Genomic DNA, 17,238 nt, shown 5'->3' with positions numbered 1-17,238 from the left:
AAAGGACCGGCGCAAGGCAACCGCAAACCCGTCGGGAAGGTTCCTTGCGGGTTTGCAACAAAATCAGCCGATCTGGATCCGGCCTGTCCCGAACGTCTAGGTCGAGAAAGCGGGCTGGCCGCAACTTGGAACGGAAAGTTGGGTGCGGAATGGCTGGGAAGGGTCGACGGCGGGAAGGCGACAATGGGTCGGATCCTCGAATTTCATAATGCAGGCATTTATGCTGAGATTGCCAATCTAAAAGGATTATCCTGATGCTCGACGGCCCCCGCCTCGCTACGCTCTCCGGCACGGCCCCCACCGGACTGGTGGTCCTGCTTCATGGATACGGCTCCAATGGCGAAGATCTGATCTCGCTGGCGCGCATGATCCAGCCCACCTTGCCCGATGCGGCCTTTGTAGCGCCGAATGCCCCTTCGCAGATCCCTCACATGGCAGCCGCTTACCAGTGGTGGCCGATCGAGACCTTCTCGGCGGCGGAACATGCGGCCGGCGCGGCGGCTGCGGCGCCGGCTCTCGATGCTTTCCTTACTGCAGAACTCCAAGCGGCCGGGTTGACCGGCGACCGCCTGCTACTCGTCGGGTTCAGTCAGGGGACGATGATGGCACTCCACGTCGGGTTGCGCCGGAAAGAAACCGTCGCCGGGATCATCGGGATTTCGGGCATGCTGGTCGCACCGGATTTGCTGGAAGCGGATATCCGCAGCCGCCCTCCGGTCCTGTTGATCCACGGTACGGAAGACGAGGTCGTGCCGTTCCGTTCCATGGATCTGGCCAGCGCCGCACTCACGGCAGCCGGCGTGCCTGTCGAGATGCACGTCTCGCCAGGGCTGGGCCACAGCGTCGGGCAGGATGGCCTTGAGGCAGCTGCGGCATTCGCCCGGACCGTGATCGGTTGAACACCGCGCGTGCACCCTCTGACGGCGGCAGATTTCAGGTGCCCGCCACGACGTCCATCTCGTCGAGAACATCCTGCGACAACCGCAGGTTCGCGGCCGCCAGATTCTCGGTCAGATGCGCAACGCTCGAGGTGCCGGGGATCAGGAGCAGGTTGGGCGAACGTGCCAGCAGACAGGCCAGCGCAACCTGCAACGGGCTGGCTTCGAGCCGCGCCGCGATCCGGGAAAGCGCATCCGACTGGATCGGGCTGAACCCGCCCAGCGGGAAGAACGGGACATAGGCGATCCCCTGGCCGGCCAGGTCTTCCAACAGTGCATCATCAGCACGGTGGACGAGATTGTACTGATTCTGGACGCAGACCACGGGAGCGATCCTCTGCGCCTCGGCCACTTGCGAAGGTGTGACGTTGCTGAGGCCAAGATGCCGGATCAGGCCTTGCTCCCGCAAATGCGCAAGCGTGGAGAACTGTACTTCGAGCGATCCTTCGCTCGGTGCGTGGACATCGCCCATCAGCCTCAGGTTGACGACTTCGAGCTGCTCCAGGCCCAGATTGCGCAGGTTGTCGTGCACCGCCTGCGTCAGTTCGGCGGGGCTTTGCGCCGGCAGCCACGCGGCGTCGTCGCCACGTACGGCGCCCACCTTGGTCACGATGACCAGATCATCGGTATAGGGATGCAGCGCTTCGCGGATGATCTGGTTGGTGACGTGCGGTCCGTAGAAGTCGCTCGTGTCGATATGGTTGACCCCGGCCTCTACTGCGGCGCGCAGGACCGCAATGGCGGCGGCGCGATCGCGCGGCGGGCCGAATACGCCAGGCCCTGCAAGCTGCATGGCGCCATAGCCCATCCGGCTGACGGTACGGTCGCCAAGTTCAAAGGTCTTCGCGGGTACAAGATCGGTCATGCGCAAATCTCCTGAGTTTACGACCTAGGCATATGGACCGCTTGCCAACGATCGATAAGCCGTGCAGTTAAGCACAGGCTGTGCGAGAATATGCACAATGGCGACTGAACTTGACGATCTATCGGCTTTCGTGGCCGTGGCCCGCGCAGGCGGTTTTCGCGAGGCCGCCCGGGTATCGGGCGTTTCCGCATCCGGTCTCAGCGAAGCGCTTCGGCGGCTGGAGGCGCGGCTGGGCGTGCGCCTGCTGCACCGCACGACGCGCAGCATCTCGACCACCGAAGCGGGCAACCGGCTGTTCGAGCGCCTCTCCCCCGCCCTTAACGAGATCGATGCCGCACTCGACGCCGTCCATGCCGAGACCGACCAGCCGGCCGGCACCCTGCGGCTCAACGTCCCGGCGAATGTCGCCAGAACCGTCCTTCCCGGCATCCTGCCGACATTCCTGAAAGCGCATCCCCAGATCCGGGTGGAAGTGACCGTGGAAGACAGCTTCGTCGATATTCTCGCCTCCGGGGCCGACGCCGGCATCCGCTACGAGGAACGGCTGGAGCAGGACATGATCGCGTTACCGATCGGACCACGGTCGCAGCGGATAATCACGGCGGCGGCTCCGGCATACCTCGATGTCCATGGCCGCCCCGCGCATCCCCGCGACCTACTTCACCACGCGTGCCTGCGCCTGCGCTTCTCCAGCGGCGCGCTGGCCATCTGGGAATTTGAGCGCGGTGACGAAGTGATCCGTATCGACCCGCCCGGTCCTCTCCTTATCCAGCCCGGTTCGGCTTGCGACCTGTTGGTCGAGGCCGGAATGGCGGGGCTCGGTGTCGTAAGGCTCTTCGAGGACTGGCTTGCCCCGGCCATGCAGTCGGGGGCCCTGGAACGGATACTCGACGAATGGGACGAGCCGTTCTCGGGGCCGATGCTGTATTATTCCGGCCGCCGCCAGCTTCCGCCTCCACTCAGGGCATTCATCGACTTCACCCGGAAGGAGCAAGCTGCGCCGCAAGCGCAAGGTTAACGACTGTCCGCTTGCAGCAGGATTTGCAATCAGGGCCTTCGCCCGCACTGATCTGAATGTCCTCGACTCGTCGACAACTACCCGAACCGGATAGGCAGCAGCGAAGACTGAAAAATTGGCTGCTGAACGGCCGCAATGGGTCGGCCTCTCTAGAAGTGTTCTACCTCTGGCCGTCAGGGCCATAGGAGATGTGTCATGGGATTATCAGAGTTTGATCCCGGCGCTCGCGAGCGGGTATCTTGGAACGCCGGGCGCAAGGTTGGAGCAAAGCGAGCGCTCAAGCCCCGTCAGATATGGGCGATCCGCTTCTTTGATGCGATCTGGTGAAAATCAGGATCAGCGATATCTTTTGTGATCGGAAAATTCGAACACGGGCCACGGTCGTACAGCAAAGGACCGGCAGACGGGCCCAGTTTGAACTGATGACCGATGCTCGCGCCAGCCTGCTCAAATGGCTGGAACTGAGAGGCGGGTTGTTGGAGGATTTTGCATTTCCTAGCTGTACCGATCACGCAGCCCACATAAGCACCAGGCAATATGCTCGCCTTGTTGACGAATGGGTCACGGGGATCGGACTTCCCGGCGAAGATTATGGCACTCACTCTCTGCGCCCATCCAAGACCCTTGCTCGCGGATGCCGGACAGATCGACGAACCTGTCAATCGATCGCAGTAGACGGCCTGCCGGCACGTGCCGTTCCAGGTTCAAGCTGTAAAACAGCGCCTCCTGCGCCATCGTCCGCTCACCCATCATCAGCCTGTCTCCGTCCTGCTGGAACAGTGAATCAGACCACACAGGCTACTTCAAGCCAGAGTTTTCCAACACCATCTGCCCATCCCGGTCATTCACGTGGGCGTCCCTGCATCGTCCCGGGGCAATGTCGGTGCGATGCAGGGATCGCTTTCAATACTTGTACTGGAACGACAGGAAGAAGCTGCGGCCCGGTTCGGGGAAGCCATCGGCCAGCACATAATAATCGTCGAACAGGTTGCGTGCGCCCGCGCCGATGACGATGCCTTCGCGGACCTCGTAGTTCACGGTCAGGTTGGCCTGCACGTAGCTTCCGGTGCGATAGTATTCGGTTCCGGCCGTGTTCACCGTCCAGCGGTTCGACGCGATATCGGCGTTGGGCAGGATGTGCAGGCCGCCCAGCGGCGCCCAGTCGGCCCAGACGAAGGCCTTGTGCGTGGGAACGCCGGTCGGCTGGAAGGCCGAGTTGGTCGGGTCGTCGAGGTCGCGGTGCGTGTAGGTGTAGTTGCCGCCGAGGCTCAGCGTTTCGGTCAGCCTTGCCGTCAGGGCGATCTCGCCGCCGTAGTAGTTGCCGCTGCCGAGGTTGCGGCTCTGGGTCACGGACTGGCCCTGGTAGAGGAACGGGAAGGCGACGATCACGTCGTTCAGGTGCGAGTAGAACAACGTGGCTTCGGCGTGGAGCGGGCCGAAATCGCGCGTGCCGCCGATTTCGTAATTGGTGGCGCGTTCGGCCTTGAGGTCCGGGCTGGACACCGCGCCGCCGAAGCGGGAGCTGAACCGCTCGAAGATAGTGGGGAAGCGCGCGCGTGACGAGACTCCGGCGTGAAGGCTGGTCAGCGGGTCCGGCGTCCAGACGAGCTGCGCCTGTCCGTTCAGCGCCTTACCGTTATGCAGGGGATAGGCGATCAGGACATTGCTGGCGTAGTCCTCCGCCCGCGTGAGATTGCGCCAGTCGAAGCTGACGCCGGTGGTCAGCGCCAGGGCGGGGCTGAAGGCAAGGCGGTTTTCGGCCGCGATGCTGTAGGTCTCCTCGATGCTGGTCTGCCGGGGTTCCGTGGTGCCGGAAGGGAAGGCCTGCTGCCATTCGACATGCTTGTCGCGCCGGTAATGGGCCGCGACGCTGAAGCGGTCAGACCCGCTGACGTTCACGTCGATCTGGGCCGAACCGCCCCAGGCAGTGTCCGCATAGTAGCTGTTGAAGGCGCGGCCTTTGGTCTGGGTGGTCTGCGTCGCATCGTCGAACGCGCGCAGCAGGTTGTCGAAGCCGTTGCGATAGGCGCGCGTCTTCAGCGTGGCCACATCGCCGAGCGCCGTGGTGGAGAGGAAGTAGATGCTGTCGATGTTCCAGTAGGGCCACGACCAGTTGCGCTGGCTGGACGGGGCATCGGAGATGTGCAGCGGCGCGTTCTTGGAGCCTTCCTGCCGGGTATAGCTGAGCGAATATTCGTCGGTGGCGTTGGGGGTGAAGCCCAGCTTGGCGTTGACGCGCCAGTCCTCGGTGCGCGAGAAGTCCCGGTGGCCGCCGTTTTCCGCCGAACCTGCGGCAGGTTCGTAGCCGCCGGGAAGATCCCAGTGGTCGGTGAAGCGCCGGGTGTAGCTGGCCTGCGCGTACCACTTGTCCTGCCGGGTGCCGAGCAGGGCGAAGAGATTGTAGCCTGCGTATTCGCCCTTTCGGCCCAGGTCCAGGGTTCCGCGCGCCTCTGCTTCGATCGGCTGGACGGGCTTGCGGGTGACGAGGTTGATCGCACCGCCCATCGCCCCGGGGCCGTCCAGCACCGAGGCATAGCCCTTGGCCACCTGCACCTGCGCGATATCGCCGGTGAGGAAGCGGCCGTAATCGAGCCGCCCGTCGGCGGGCAGGTAGACGCGGATGCCGTCGATCGAGAGCGGCACCTGGTAACGGTCGAAACCGCGCACGTTGATCAGGCGTTCATTGCGAGAACCGCCGCTGTTCGAGGAGGAGACGCCGGGCATGAGATTGAACGCATCGTCCAGGCTGGCACGCTGGAACAGCCGCATGGCGTCGGCGTCGAGCGTGGAGGAGGAGATCGTCGGCGTGGATTGCGTGGGGGCGGTGACGATGATCTGCCCCAGCGTGAAGGCGCTGCCCTGTTCGGTCGTCGCGGCAGTTTCGGCAAGCGCGGGCGCGGCCAGAACCGGCAGCCCGAGCGCGCAGGAAAAAGTAACCGCAAGTGCTGATGCGGAACGCATGAATGAAACCCCCATATTTTTGGCCTGTCGCCATTCCGGCGATTCGCTATATCTGGTGGTATATAGTCGAGGGCGAACATGAAAGACGATTACAACAATGGGGCATCCACGATGATGGGGCGTGCGCCTCCTTGGGCCGGGCTTGGAACGGCGCTGATACTTGCCGCGCTGTCGGTTTCCGGAACGGCCTGGGCCCAGGTCATCCCGATGCAGTCGCCGGTTCAGGCCCCTGCCCAAACTCCTGCTCAGGCACCGGCCGAGGCACCGGGCCCGGCGGCTTCCGGCTCCCCTGGCGGCGAATCTTCGCCTATGGCGGATCGCATGCCCAGTCCGATGGCTTGCCCGTCCGATCCGGTGGAGCTGCCGCCCGAACTCGCCGCCTGGAACCAGCGCACGCGGCTGCTGGCGGCGCGTGACACGCGCTCGCTTTCGGGCGCCACGATCGCGATCGGCAAGGGGATCGAGGGCGGTCTGCGGCCGACCCCGGAGATGCGCTATGCCCAGCGACCGGAAAAGCCGGGCGGTTCGGTCAGTTTCGGCGGCCTTTACACGTTCGATGTCGCGGAGGCGGGCAGCTATCGCGTCGCGCTCGGTTCGGCGGCCTGGATCGATGTCATCAAGGCCGGGAAAAAGGCGGGAGACGGCACGGCCATGACCTCGACCGCGCATGGTCACGGCCCTGATTGCTCGGGAATCCGCAAGATGGTGGACTTCACGCTCGAGCCCGGAACTTACCTGTTGCAGGTCTCGGCCAATGCCGATGACCGGCTTCCCCTGCTCGTCGCCCGGCTGCCCTGAGCGGGCGGATGCGATACGCCCTGCTCGGGCTGTCGCTGCTTGCCGCGACGCTCTCCGGCCTGTCGGCACGGTCCCGTCCGGGGTGGGACTGGGGCGCGGGCGTTCCGGCGCCCCGCGTTCCCGCCGACAATCCGATGAGCGCGGCGAAAGTCGAGCTGGGCCGCCGCCTGTTCTACGACGCCGATCTCTCGGTGAACGGGACGATGTCCTGCGCGACCTGCCATGAGCAGCACCACGCCTTCGCCGACGGCAATCGCACTCACCCCGGCGCGCTGGACGATCCGGGGCGGCGCAACGTGCCGGCGCTGGTCAACCTCGCCTGGCTTTCCCCGCTGACATGGGCCGATCCGCGCCAGACGACGCTGGAGGCGCAAGTCTCGGTTCCGGTACTGGGCGACCATCCGGTAGAGATGGGGATGAAGGGGCGGGAAGCCGATATCGCGGAGCGGCTCGGACGGGATCCGTGTTACCGGACGATGTTCCGCAAGGCGTTCCCGGGCGAGGCGGGCGGCATCGGTTACGGCAAGGTCACGAAGGCGCTGGCCGCTTTCGAGCGCACGCTCGTGTCGCGGGACAGTGCGTGGGACAAGTTCTCGCGCGGGGAGGCCGATGCGATTTCCGCCGAGGCGAGGCAGGGCGCGACCTTTTTTGCGCGAGATTGCGCCTCATGCCATGCCGGGGCCGACTTTACAGATGCGCGCTTCCACCGGATCGCTGCACCCGGAGACATTCCGGGAGATGACGCGGGTCTGGCGGAAGTGACCGGCGTGGCGGGGGACATGGGCGGGTTTCGCACGCCGGGCTTGCGCAATGTCGGGGTGACGGCGCCCTATCTTCACGACGGGTCGATTCCCACGCTCGCCGGGGCGCTGCGTGCCCACGCGGGTTTCGAGGCGATGCCGCAGGACGAGGCGAAACCGCTGCTCGCTTTCCTCGATGCGCTTACCGATCCGGCGTTTCTGGCCGATCCCCGGCATGCCTTGCCGCGCACCGCCTGCGGCAAGGCGCTTTGATCACTCGCCCTTGGCGGGCAGCGGGGTACTGCGCAAGCTGGCCTCGAGCGCGGCGTATTCCGGCGAGTTCCCGAGAGCGGCCATGAGGCCCTGCAGGGACCGGAAGCGTTCCAGCACCGTTCGTCCGGTTTCCGTGAGGCGGGCGCCGCGTTCGTGGCTTCCTCCGGCTACCGTCTCGACTAGCGGCTGGTCCCAGCAGCGGTTCATGGCATCGACCAGGAGCCACGCCCGGCGATAGCTCATCCCCATCGCGCGCCCGGCGCCCGATATCGAACCCTGGCTGGCGATGGCTTCCAGCAGGTCCGCCTTGCCCGGCCCCATGGCGATTTCGTCTCCGCAATAGATGCGGGCGCGCAGCTTGAGGTGGGAGGGGTCGGTCATGGGCTCGGTCGAATGTTGGCGATAGGGACCGCGAATCTAGCCGAGTTCGGCGATGGGTGCGAGCGCCGAAAGCGGGTCTTCGCACCTGCGAAAGATTACATGCGCGCCGGGTTTTCGCCGCCATGCATCCTTGCGCGAAATCCCGCTGGAAAGCCGGATTGTTCCGGGACTATCACAAGGCTCGACTCGGTGTTCGCACCTGCATAAATGGCTCCCAGGATTCCACACCAGACGAAGCGAATTTCGCCCATGAACGCCAATACGGTCCGCCACGGCCGCATCGAGGATATCTACGCGATCGCCGTGGGCAGCGTGCTGATCGGCCTTGGGCTGACCATTCTCCATGCGGCGGGGCTGGTGACAGGCGGCATGGCGGGGCTGGCGCTGCTGGTCGGTCATTTCGCGCCGCTGCCGCCGGGCCTGCTGTTCGCCCTGCTCAACGTTCCGTTCCTGGCGCTGGCGCTGCGGGCGATGGGTTCGCTGTTCACCCTGCGCACGATCGCGGCGAGCGGCGGCATCGCGCTGGCCTCTGTGCTGGCCGAGCACGCGCTGACGATCGAGGTCAACGATCCCTTCGCCGCAGCCGTGGGCGCAGGCACCCTGCTGGGCATGGGCACGCTGGCGGTGGTGCGGCACGGGGCCGGGGTTGGCGGGGTCGGCATCGTCACGTACTGGCTGTTCCTGAAGCGGGGCTGGAACATCGGCCGCTCGCAGATCGCGATCGACTTTGCGATCCTTGGCGCTTCGGCACTGTTCCTGCCGGCGGACAAGCTGGCATGGTCGGCGGTGAGCGCGATTTCGATGGGCCTTGTTACCGGACTGTGGTTGCGGCCGGGGCGCTATGCGGGCTTTTCCCCGCTGCGCGCCGCCCGCCGCACCGCGCAGGACGATCAGTCCAGCCCGACCAGGCGATAGCCGACGCCGGGCTCGTTGCGAAGCATGGCCGGCTGAGAGGGATCGTCCTCCAGCTTGCGCCGGATGCCCCGCGCGGCCACGCGCAGGTATTCGACATCGCTTTCGTGGCCCGGCCCCCACACCGAGCGCAGGAGCTGGGCGTGGGTGATGACCCGGCCCGGACTGCGCGCAAGTTCCGAGAGAAAGCCGTACTCCTTTGGCGTGAGGTGGATTTCCGCGCCCCCCTTGCGAATGATCCGGGCGGTGAGGTCGATCTCGATATCGCCATGCCGCACGGGCTTTTCCCCGCTTTCCACCGGCAGCCGGTGGCGCAGCGCGGTGCGGATCCGGGCGAGGACCTCTTCGCTGTCAAACGGTTTGGCGACATAGTCGTCCGCGCCGAGGTCCAGCGCGGCCACTTTCTGTTCGGTGGCGTCGCGCGCGGAGACGACGATGATCGCCGTGCGCCCCTTGAGGATCGGGATCAGCTCCAGCCCGTCGCGGTCCGGCAGGCCGAGGTCCAGGAGGACCACTTCGGGCTTGTCGATCGTAAGCGCATTGAGCGCCTCGCGGGCGGTGCCGGCTTCCACCACCTGATAGCCCGCGCGGGAGAGCCCTGCGTGGAACAGGCGGCGGATGGCGGGCTCGTCATCGACGACGAGAATCTTGACGTTGGGGTTCATATCGTGGGCCATTCCCTGAGATGGGTCGGATCGAAGCGGATCGTGAAGCAGGCGCCTCCCTTGCCGTCCGCATCGGGCGGGCGGGCCGCCGCTGAGACCGAGAGTCCCATGGCCAGCGCGAAACCCCTGACGATGGCAAGGCCGAGGCCGGTGCCGCCCTTGCGGTCCGAACCCTCGATCCGGGCGAAAGTCTCGAAGATGCGTTCTTCCTCGCCGGGCGGGATGCCGGGGCCGCGATCCGCTACGGTCAGTTCGAGGCCGGGGCCGATGCGGCGCGCGGCGATTGCGATGGGTCCGCCGGGATCGCCGTATTTGGCGGCGTTCTCGATCAGGTTGGTGAGGCAATGGTGGAACAGGTGCGGGTCCACCATGACCATCGGCACGTCCCGCGCGATGGCGATATCCAGCCGGTGTCCGCCCAGCAGCGCGCGCAGTTGGTGCAGGGCCCCCGATACCGCTTCCTCCAGGTCCACCGGCTCCGCCTTGCCGTGCAGCGCGCCCGCCTCGATCCGGGCCATGTCGAGCAGGTTGGTGACGAAGCGGTGCAGCCGCTCCGCCTCGCCGCGCGCCGCCGCCATCTGTTCTTCCTGCTCGGGGTCGGTGGTGCGCACCGCATCGAGCGTGCCGAGGATCGTGGTCAGCGGCGTGCGCAAGTCGTGGCTGACCGAGGACAGCAGCGCATGGCGCAGCCGGTCGCGTTCGCGCACTTGCGACAGTTCGGCCATCTGCCCTTCCAGCAGGATCCGGTCCAGCGCGAGCGCGGCCTGATCGAGCAGGCTGAGCAGCAGGGGCAACTGGTCCGGCCGCACCGGCGCGCGGGCATCGCTGCGGGCCAGGCCGAAGACGCCCATCGCCGCGCCGCCCGCCGCCAGCGGATGGAACAGCCATTCCGAGGCGGTCAGCGTGTCCGACCCGCGCCCGGCTGGCGCATTGTTGTCGTAGGCCCAGGTCGCGGCGGCAAGGTCGAGGGTTTCGAGATGGGCTTCCTTCGGCCAGCTCCAGCGCTGCGAGAGGCCGTCATCGCCGGGCATCAGGAGAACCGCATTGCCGGCCAGCAGGCGGCCGATCTCGGCGCAGAGCAGGTGCCCCAGGTCGTCCACCGTCCTCACCCCGGTCAGCAGCCGCGCGAAGCCCGCCAGCGCGCCGTTCTGCGCGGCGCTGGCCTGCGCCTGCAAGGCGTGCGCCCGCACCCGCGCGGCAAGCTGGCTGCTGACCACCGCCACGCCGAGCAGGACCAGTACGGTGAGGATGTTGCGCGGGTCCTCGATGGTCAGGGTGTGGGTGGGCGGGATGAAGAAGAAGTTGTAGCCGATCGAGCAGAGCAGCCCGGTGACGACGCCGGTACGCAGGCCGTAGCGCGTGGCGGCGACCATCACCGGCAGCAGGTAGAGCAGGCCAAGGTCCGAGATATTGCCGGTGCGCAGGATCTGCGTGCCCATCAGCGTCACCGCCGCGGTGAGCGCGAAGGAGACGAGGTAGCCGGAGAGGCTGCCCCATTCGCCGCGCGGCCGGCTCAGGCGCGGCACAGGGGTTTGTGCCGCATTGTCGCCGGTGGGCAGGACATGGACCGCCAGCCCCTGCGTTTCGCGCACCAGTCGGTCGACGATCGAGCCGTGGCGCAGTTCGAACCAGCGCGAGCGGGACGATTTCCCGACGATCAACTGGGTCGCGCGGGCTTCCGCCGCGAAGCGCTGCAGGCCTGCGAGCACGGTCTCGGCCGGCAGCGTTGCCACTTGCCCGCCAAGCTGGGTGGCAAGATGCAGCGCATCGGCGAGGGCGGCGTTCTCGCCGTCGCTGAAGCGGGCGCTGCGCGGGGTCTCGATGTGGACGGCGGTCCACGGTGCCCGCAGCGCGTCTGCCATGCGCTTGGCGGCGCGGACCAGTTCGAGCGAGCCGGGCTGTTCGCTGACGGCCACCACCAGCCGGTCGCTCGCCGCCCAGGTCCCGGCCATGGCGTGGGCGCGCACATAGTCGAGCATCTGCGCGTCCACCGCCTGCGCTGCGCGGCGGAGCGCCAGTTCGCGCAGGGCCGAAAGGTTGGACTTGGAAAAGAACGCGCCAAGCGCGCGGGTCGCTTCCTCCGGCACGTAGACCTTGCCCTGTCGCAGGCGCTCGATCAGTTCGTCGGGCGGAATGTCGACGATTTCGAGTTCGGCCTCCTCCAGCATCCGGTCCGGCAGGGTTTCGCGCACGCGGACATGCGTGAACGAGGCGACCACGTCGTTCAGGCTTTCGAGGTGCTGGATGTTGAGCGTGGAATGGACGTCGATCCCTGCCGCCAGCAGTTCCTCCACATCCTGCCAGCGCTTGTCGTGGCGGCTGCCGGGGGCGTTGGTGTGGGCCAGTTCATCCACCAGAACCAGCGCCGGGCGGCGTTCGAGGATGGCGTCCATGTCCATCTCGTCCAGCGCGTGGCCCTGATAGGCCATGCGGCGCAGCGGTACGATCTCGAGCCCGGCAAGCTGCGCCGCCGTTTCCGCCCGGCCATGGGTTTCGGCAACGCCGACCACGACATCCAGCCCCGCCCTGGCGAGAGCGGCGCCTTCTGCCAGCATCTCGTAAGTCTTGCCCACGCCAGGAGCCGCCCCAAGGAAAACCTTGAGGCGGCCTCGGTTCTCGCGCGCGGCGGCGCGAAGGAGGGCGTCGGGATCGGGCCGGGGATCGTTCACGGCCGTGCTTGTGCGCCGCCTGCCGCCATGCTGTCGAGAGCGAGATTGAGTTCGAGCACGTTGACGCGCGGTTCGCCCAGGAAACCGAGCAGGGGGCGTTCGACATGCCGCGCCACCAGCGCATCCACCCGCGCCTTTTCAAGGCCGCGCGCCCGGGCCACGCGATCGGTCTGGAAAAGCGCCGCCTCGGGGCTGACATGGGGGTCCAGCCCCGAGGCGGAAGTTGTCACCAGGTCGGATGGAACGAGGGAACCTGGGGATTTCTGAAGCGCGGAAACGTCTGCCTTGACGCGGTCGGCAAGGGCCTGGCTGGTGGGGGCGAGGTTGGACCCGGAGGAGGCCATGGCATCGTAGCCGCCCCGTTCGGCGGCGCCCGCGGCGGAAGGGCGGCCGTGGAAGTAGCGGTCCTGCGTGAAGGCCTGGCCGATCAGGGCCGAGCCGATCACCTGTCCGTTGCGCTCGATCAGGCTGCCGTTCGCCTGCCGGGGGAACAGGGCCTGCGCGATCCCCGTGAGCGCCAGCGGATAGGCAAGGCCGAGCAGGAGCGCGAAAAGCACGGTGAGCACGAGCGCGGGGCGCGCGGCGGTGGTGAGATCCTTGAGCATGGATGCCTTTCCTCAGACGAGGTGGAGCGCGGTGACCGCAAGGTCGATGAGCTTGATGCCGATGAACGGCGCGATCAGGCCGCCGAGGCCGTAGACCGCGAGGTTGCGGGCCAGCAGCGGACCGGCGGCCATCGGCCGGTATGTCACGCCCTTCAGCGCCAGCGGCACCAGCGCGGGAATGATCAGCGCGTTGAACACGATGGCCGAGAGGATCGCGCTTTCCGGCGAGGCGAGGCGCATCACGTTGAGCACGCCGAGGCCGGGATAGAGCGCCAGGAACATGGCGGGGATGATCGCGAAGTATTTCGCCACGTCATTGGCGACCGAGAACGTCGTCAGCGCGCCGCGTGTCATCAGGAGCTGCTTGCCTAGGCCGACGATCTCGATGAGCTTGGTGGGGTCACTGTCGAGATCGACCATGTTGCCCGCTTCGCGCGCGGCCTGGGTGCCGGTGTTCATCGCCACGCCGACATCGGCCTGGGCAAGGGCGGGGGCGTCGTTGGTGCCGTCGCCGCACATCGCCACGAGCCTGCCGCCCTGCTGTTCCTTGCGGATCAGCGCCAGCTTGTCCTCGGGCGTGGCTTCGGCGAGGAAATCGTCCACGCCTGCCTCGGCGGCGATGGCGGCGGCGGTCAGCGGGTTGTCGCCCGTGATCATCACCGTGCGGATGCCCATCCGGCGCAGTTCCATGAAACGTTCGCGCACGCCCGCCTTCACCACGTCCTTCAGCGCGATTATCCCGAGCAGGCGGCCGTCGCGGGCGACTGCGAGCGGGGTCTGGCCCGAACGGGCGATTTCCTCGGCGAGGCGGCGCAGTTCGGCGGCCTGGGGCGAGGATGCCGCGTCCGGATTGGCGCGCAGGATTGCGTCTACCGCACCCTTCTGGACCAGTCCGGCAGTGCTCTTCAGCCCGGAGATCCGGGTCTGCGCGGTGAAGGGGATGACTTCGGCGTCTTGCGGCAGCGCGCCGGGCACGAGGCCGTGGCCTTCGCGCGCCAGCACCACGATCGAGCGGCCTTCGGGCGTTTCGTCGGCAAGGCTGGCGAGCAGGGCGGCTTCGGCGAGGATGCCGGCACCGACCCCGGAAACCGGGCGGAACTCGGCGGCCTGACGGTCTCCCACGGTGATCGTGCCGGTCTTGTCGAGCAGCAGCACGTCGATATCGCCCGCCGCTTCCACCGCGCGGCCCGACTTCGCCAGCACGTTGAAGCGCACGAGGCGGTCCATCCCGGCAATGCCGATGGCGGAGAGCAGCGCGGCGATGGTGGTGGGGATCAGGGTGATGAGGAGGGCCGCGAGCACCGCTACCGGGATCGCGCCGCCGGCATAGTGCGCAAAGGCCGGGATCGTGGCGACCGCGATCAGGAACACGATCGTCAGGCCCACCAGCAGGATGGTAAGGGCGATCTCGTTGGGGGTCTTCTGCCGCTCCGCGCCTTCGACGAGGGCGATCATGCGATCGAGGAAGCCCTGGCCCGGCTCCTGCGTGACCCGCACCCGGATCTCGTCGGAAATGACGCGGGTGCCCGCGGTGACGGCGGAACGGTCTCCGCCGGCTTCCCGGATCACCGGCGCGCTTTCGCCGGTGATGGCCGCTTCGTTGACGGAGGCGACGCCTTCGATCACTTCGCCGTCGGCGGGGATGAGGTCTCCCGCCGTCACCACCACCACGGCGCCCTTCTTCAACTGGGAGGCAGGAACCGAGCGTCCATCGGGCAGGCGGGCGGTGAGGTCCGACTTGGTGGCGCGCAGCGAGGCCGCCTGCGCCCGTCCGCGCCCTTCGGCCAGCGCCTCGGCGAAGGTGCCGAACAGCACGGTCAGCCAGAGCCAGGCGATGAGCTGGATCTGGAACCCGCGCGGCAGCGGCTCGCCGCCGAGGATCAGCAGCACGGTGAGCAGGACGGCGACGACCGCCGTGGTGAAAAGCACCGGGTTCCTCACCAGTTCGCGCGGGTCCAGCTTGCGGAAGGCATCGCCGATCGCGGGCACGACCAGCCGGGCCGAGAACATCGAGTTGGGTGTCGTCATGACAGGAGCTTTCAGAACAGTTGGCCCGAGATCATCGCGAGATGATCGGCGATGGGCCCGAGCGCGAGGCTCGGCAGGAAGGTGAGGCCGCCCAGGATCAGGATCACGGCGACCAGCAGCCCGATCCACAGCGGGCCGGTGGTCGGGAAGGAGCCGGCGGTTTCGGGGGTATGCTTCTTGGTCGCGAGGCTTCCCGCCACCGCGAGCACCGGCACGATCACGAAGAAGCGGCCGATCCACATCGCCGCCGAGAGCAGGCCGTTGTAGAACGGCGTCCCGGCGCTCAGCCCGGCAAAGGCGGAGCCGTTGTTGCCGGTGCCCGAGGCGAAGGCGTAGAGGATCTCGGTGAAGCCGTGAGGCCCCTTGTTCAGCGGCCCGGCAAGCCCTTCCGGCATGACGGCGGAAAGCGCGGTGAGGCCCAGGATGCAGAGCGGCAGGACGGCGATGGCGAGCACCGCCAGCTTGACTTCGCGCGCCTCGATCTTCTTGCCGAGGTATTCCGGGGTGCGGCCGACCATCAGGCCCGCCACGAAGACCGAGAGCAGCGCGAACAGCAAGAAGCCGTAGATTCCCGCGCCGACCCCGCCGACCACGACTTCGCCAAGCTGCATGTTGATGAGCGGGACCATCCCGCCCAGCGCGGTGAAGCTGTCATGCATGGCATTGACCGCGCCGCAGGAGGCCGCCGTGGTCACGACCGAGAACAGGGCGCTGGCGGTGATGCCGAAGCGCAGTTCCTTGCCTTCCAGGTTGCCGCCGGGCAGGCCGAGCTGATGGAGCACCGGGTTGCCCGCGGCTTCCTGCCAGTATGTCACCCCGGCGCCGACAAGGAACAGCGCCAGCATCGCCGCAAGGATCGCCCAGCCCTGGCGGGTGTCGCCCACCGCCTTGCCGAAGCACCACGTCAGGCCGGCGCCCAGCGCGAAGATCGAGAGCATCTGCACCAGGTTGGTCAGGGCCGTGGGGTTCTCGAACGGGTGGGCGGAATTGGCATTGAAGAAGCCGCCGCCGTTGGTGCCGAGCATCTTGATCGCCTCCTGCGAGGCGACCGGGCCCAGCGCGATGGACTGGCGCAGGCCTTCCAGCGAGGTGGTGTCGACCATGCTCGACAGCGTCTGCGGCACGCCGCTGGCGATCAGGAACAGCGCATAGGCCAGGCAGGCGGGCAGCAGCAGGTAAAGCGTGACGCGCGTGCAGTCGGCCCAGAAATTGCCGAGCGTCTTCGCCTCGCGCCGCGCAAATCCGCGGAACAGCGCAAAGGCCACCGCGATGCCGGTGGCGGCGGACAGGAAGTTATGGATGGTCAGCCCCAGCATCTGGCTGAGGTTCGACATCGCGACTTCGCCCGAATACCACTGCCAGTTGGTATTGGTGGTGAAGCTCACCGCCGTGTTCATCGCGCCGTCCGCGCCTATCGCGGCAAGGCCGCGCGGGTTCATCGGCAGCACGTCCTGAAGGCGCAGGACACAGTAGGTGAACAGCAGGAGGACGAGGTTGAACGCCAGCATGTGCAGGGCGTAACGGCGCCAGCCCTGCTCGGCATTCGGATCGATCCCGGCAAGCCGGTAGAAGCCGTTCTCGACGGGGCCGAGCACGCGGTGAAGCGGGGTTCGGCGCCCCTCGTAAAGCGCGAAGAGCCAGAGCCCCATCGGCTTGGCGAGGCCCGCGACCAGCGCGGTGAACAGGAGGATCAGGGTCCAGCCCGGCAATGTCATTCCGGTGGTCATGGCGCGGCCTCCGTCAGAAGCGTTCGGGGCGCAGGAGCGCGGCGAGGAGATAGATCAGCAGGCCCAGGGTGGTGAGCCCGGCAAGCAGCAGCGGCAGGTTCATGGCGGGTCTCTCAGGCTTTTTCGCAGAGGCGCGCGAAGGCCAGCGTCAGGAGGAAAAGGCCGGCGAGAATGGCCAGCCAGGCGATATCGTTCATCGGATCAGCTCCTCGGTGGGATGGAAAAGTCGCCGCGCGCGGAGAAATGGCCGGGCAGCTCGACCTCGCGCAGGAGCCCCGGCCCGGCCATGCCGAGCGCGAGGCCGCTCACGAGAAGCGCGACCATGCCAAGGCAGGCGAGGAGGTCTGCGGCGCAGGGCGGGTGAGGCGCCGGTGTCAGCGACAGCCGGTGCTCGAGCAGGGCCAGGCGCCAGAACACCGCCAGCAGTCCCAGCGCCGCGATCCGGCTCAGGATCTCGGCCGGCCACCACCGCTGGCCGGCGCGCAGGCGCGCCAGGCGTTCTCTGGACCAGGGCTCTCCCGGCAATCGATGCGGCATGGCGCAAGGCCTCCCGTCAGTGGTGGACGGAAGGCGAAGTGGGCGCGAAGGGCGTTAAGGTTCCACGGGGAATTGTGCCCGCCGCATAAAGAAAGCATAAAGGTGATGGCGCCCTCGCGCG

Annotated in this window: 15 protein-coding genes and 1 pseudogene; 6 read left to right on the top strand and 10 right to left on the bottom strand. The window is 67.0% G+C overall.

The window, feature by feature from the left end; translation table 11 throughout:
* Positions 1 to 254 precede the first annotated feature (254 nt).
* The gene (locus tag ACLIMP_RS23550; protein ID WP_324699288.1) at positions 255 to 899 is read left to right on the top strand and encodes an alpha/beta hydrolase; all 645 of its coding nucleotides are present in this window, start codon (positions 255 to 257) and stop codon (positions 897 to 899) included.
* Between the two features lie 34 nt (positions 900 to 933).
* Here ACLIMP_RS23550 and ACLIMP_RS23545 read toward each other — a convergent pair whose 3' ends face one another.
* Positions 934 to 1,803 (bottom strand): aldo/keto reductase family oxidoreductase, encoded by an 870-nt coding sequence (locus ACLIMP_RS23545; RefSeq protein ID WP_324699289.1) that lies wholly within the window; start codon positions 1,801 to 1,803, stop codon positions 934 to 936.
* Between the two features lie 97 nt (positions 1,804 to 1,900).
* Between ACLIMP_RS23545 and ACLIMP_RS23540 the strand changes: the two genes are divergently transcribed.
* Together ACLIMP_RS23540 and ACLIMP_RS23535 are read left to right on the top strand one after the other, a co-directional pair.
* Complete coding sequence (locus tag ACLIMP_RS23540) at positions 1,901 to 2,821, top strand: LysR family transcriptional regulator (protein ID WP_324699290.1); 921 nt, start codon at positions 1,901 to 1,903, stop codon at positions 2,819 to 2,821.
* 195 nt (positions 2,822 to 3,016) lie between these two features.
* Positions 3,017 to 3,441: pseudogene (locus tag ACLIMP_RS23535) on the top strand (site-specific integrase); the annotation flags it as partial.
* A gap of 283 nt (positions 3,442 to 3,724) precedes the next feature.
* Here the strand turns inward: ACLIMP_RS23535 and ACLIMP_RS23530 are convergent.
* Positions 3,725 to 5,782 carry a TonB-dependent receptor plug domain-containing protein gene (locus tag ACLIMP_RS23530; protein WP_324699291.1) on the bottom strand — a complete coding sequence of 686 codons (2,058 nt, stop codon included), beginning with the start codon at positions 5,780 to 5,782 and terminating at the stop codon, positions 3,725 to 3,727.
* 321 nt (positions 5,783 to 6,103) lie between these two features.
* On the opposite strand from ACLIMP_RS23530, the gene ACLIMP_RS23525 reads away from it, so the two are divergent.
* Entirely contained in the window at positions 6,104 to 6,580 is a 477-nt protein-coding gene (locus tag ACLIMP_RS23525) for a homogentisate 1,2-dioxygenase (protein WP_197282896.1), read from the top strand.
* An 8-nt stretch (positions 6,581 to 6,588) separates the two neighbouring features.
* Entirely contained in the window at positions 6,589 to 7,593 is a 1,005-nt protein-coding gene (locus ACLIMP_RS23520; RefSeq protein ID WP_324699294.1) for a cytochrome c peroxidase, read from the top strand.
* Here the strand turns inward: ACLIMP_RS23520 and ACLIMP_RS23515 are convergent, their stop codons facing one another.
* Positions 7,594 to 7,974 (bottom strand): winged helix-turn-helix domain-containing protein, encoded by a 381-nt coding sequence (locus ACLIMP_RS23515; RefSeq protein WP_054434945.1) that lies wholly within the window; start codon positions 7,972 to 7,974, stop codon positions 7,594 to 7,596.
* Positions 7,975 to 8,223: 249 nt separating this feature from the next.
* Between ACLIMP_RS23515 and ACLIMP_RS23510 the strand changes: the two genes are divergently transcribed.
* A complete protein-coding gene (locus ACLIMP_RS23510; protein ID WP_082370126.1) occupies positions 8,224 to 8,889 on the top strand; it encodes a YitT family protein in 666 nt (221 codons plus the stop codon).
* Here ACLIMP_RS23510 and ACLIMP_RS23505 read toward each other — a convergent pair.
* The 7 genes from ACLIMP_RS23505 to ACLIMP_RS23475 form a co-directional block, all read right to left on the bottom strand.
* Entirely contained in the window at positions 8,865 to 9,551 is a 687-nt protein-coding gene (locus ACLIMP_RS23505) for a response regulator transcription factor (protein ID WP_324699976.1), read from the bottom strand. The two genes, ACLIMP_RS23510 and ACLIMP_RS23505, sit on opposite strands and share 25 nt — an antisense overlap.
* Positions 9,548 to 12,220, bottom strand: coding sequence for a DUF4118 domain-containing protein (locus tag ACLIMP_RS23500; RefSeq protein ID WP_443478477.1), 2,673 nt, complete (start codon positions 12,218 to 12,220; stop codon positions 9,548 to 9,550). Before ACLIMP_RS23500 ends, ACLIMP_RS23505 begins: the two co-directional genes overlap by 4 nt.
* The gene (gene kdpC / locus ACLIMP_RS23495; protein ID WP_324699296.1) at positions 12,217 to 12,825 is read right to left on the bottom strand and encodes a potassium-transporting ATPase subunit KdpC; all 609 of its coding nucleotides are present in this window, start codon (positions 12,823 to 12,825) and stop codon (positions 12,217 to 12,219) included. Before kdpC ends, ACLIMP_RS23500 begins: the two co-directional genes overlap by 4 nt.
* 12 nt (positions 12,826 to 12,837) lie before the next feature.
* Positions 12,838 to 14,853: a potassium-transporting ATPase subunit KdpB gene (gene kdpB / locus ACLIMP_RS23490; RefSeq protein WP_324699297.1), complete on the bottom strand. Its 2,016-nt coding sequence runs from the start codon at positions 14,851 to 14,853 to the stop codon at positions 12,838 to 12,840.
* 11 nt (positions 14,854 to 14,864) lie between these two features.
* A complete protein-coding gene (kdpA, locus tag ACLIMP_RS23485) occupies positions 14,865 to 16,568 on the bottom strand; it encodes a potassium-transporting ATPase subunit KdpA (RefSeq protein WP_324699977.1) in 1,704 nt (567 codons plus the stop codon).
* A gap of 25 nt (positions 16,569 to 16,593) precedes the next feature.
* Positions 16,594 to 16,683, bottom strand: a complete 90-nt coding sequence (gene kdpF / locus ACLIMP_RS23480; protein WP_324699298.1) for a K(+)-transporting ATPase subunit F — start codon at positions 16,681 to 16,683, stop codon at positions 16,594 to 16,596.
* 98 nt (positions 16,684 to 16,781) lie between these two features.
* On the bottom strand, positions 16,782 to 17,117 hold the full coding sequence (locus ACLIMP_RS23475) for a hypothetical protein (protein ID WP_324699299.1): 336 nt from the start codon (positions 17,115 to 17,117) through the stop codon (positions 16,782 to 16,784).
* Between the last annotated feature and the right edge of the window lie 121 nt (positions 17,118 to 17,238).

This window comes from Novosphingobium aeonii, assembly GCF_052279045.1.
In the GTDB taxonomy this organism is placed as follows: Bacteria; Pseudomonadota; Alphaproteobacteria; order Sphingomonadales; family Sphingomonadaceae; genus Novosphingobium.
This window is presented reverse-complemented; position numbering and strand designations above follow the sequence as displayed.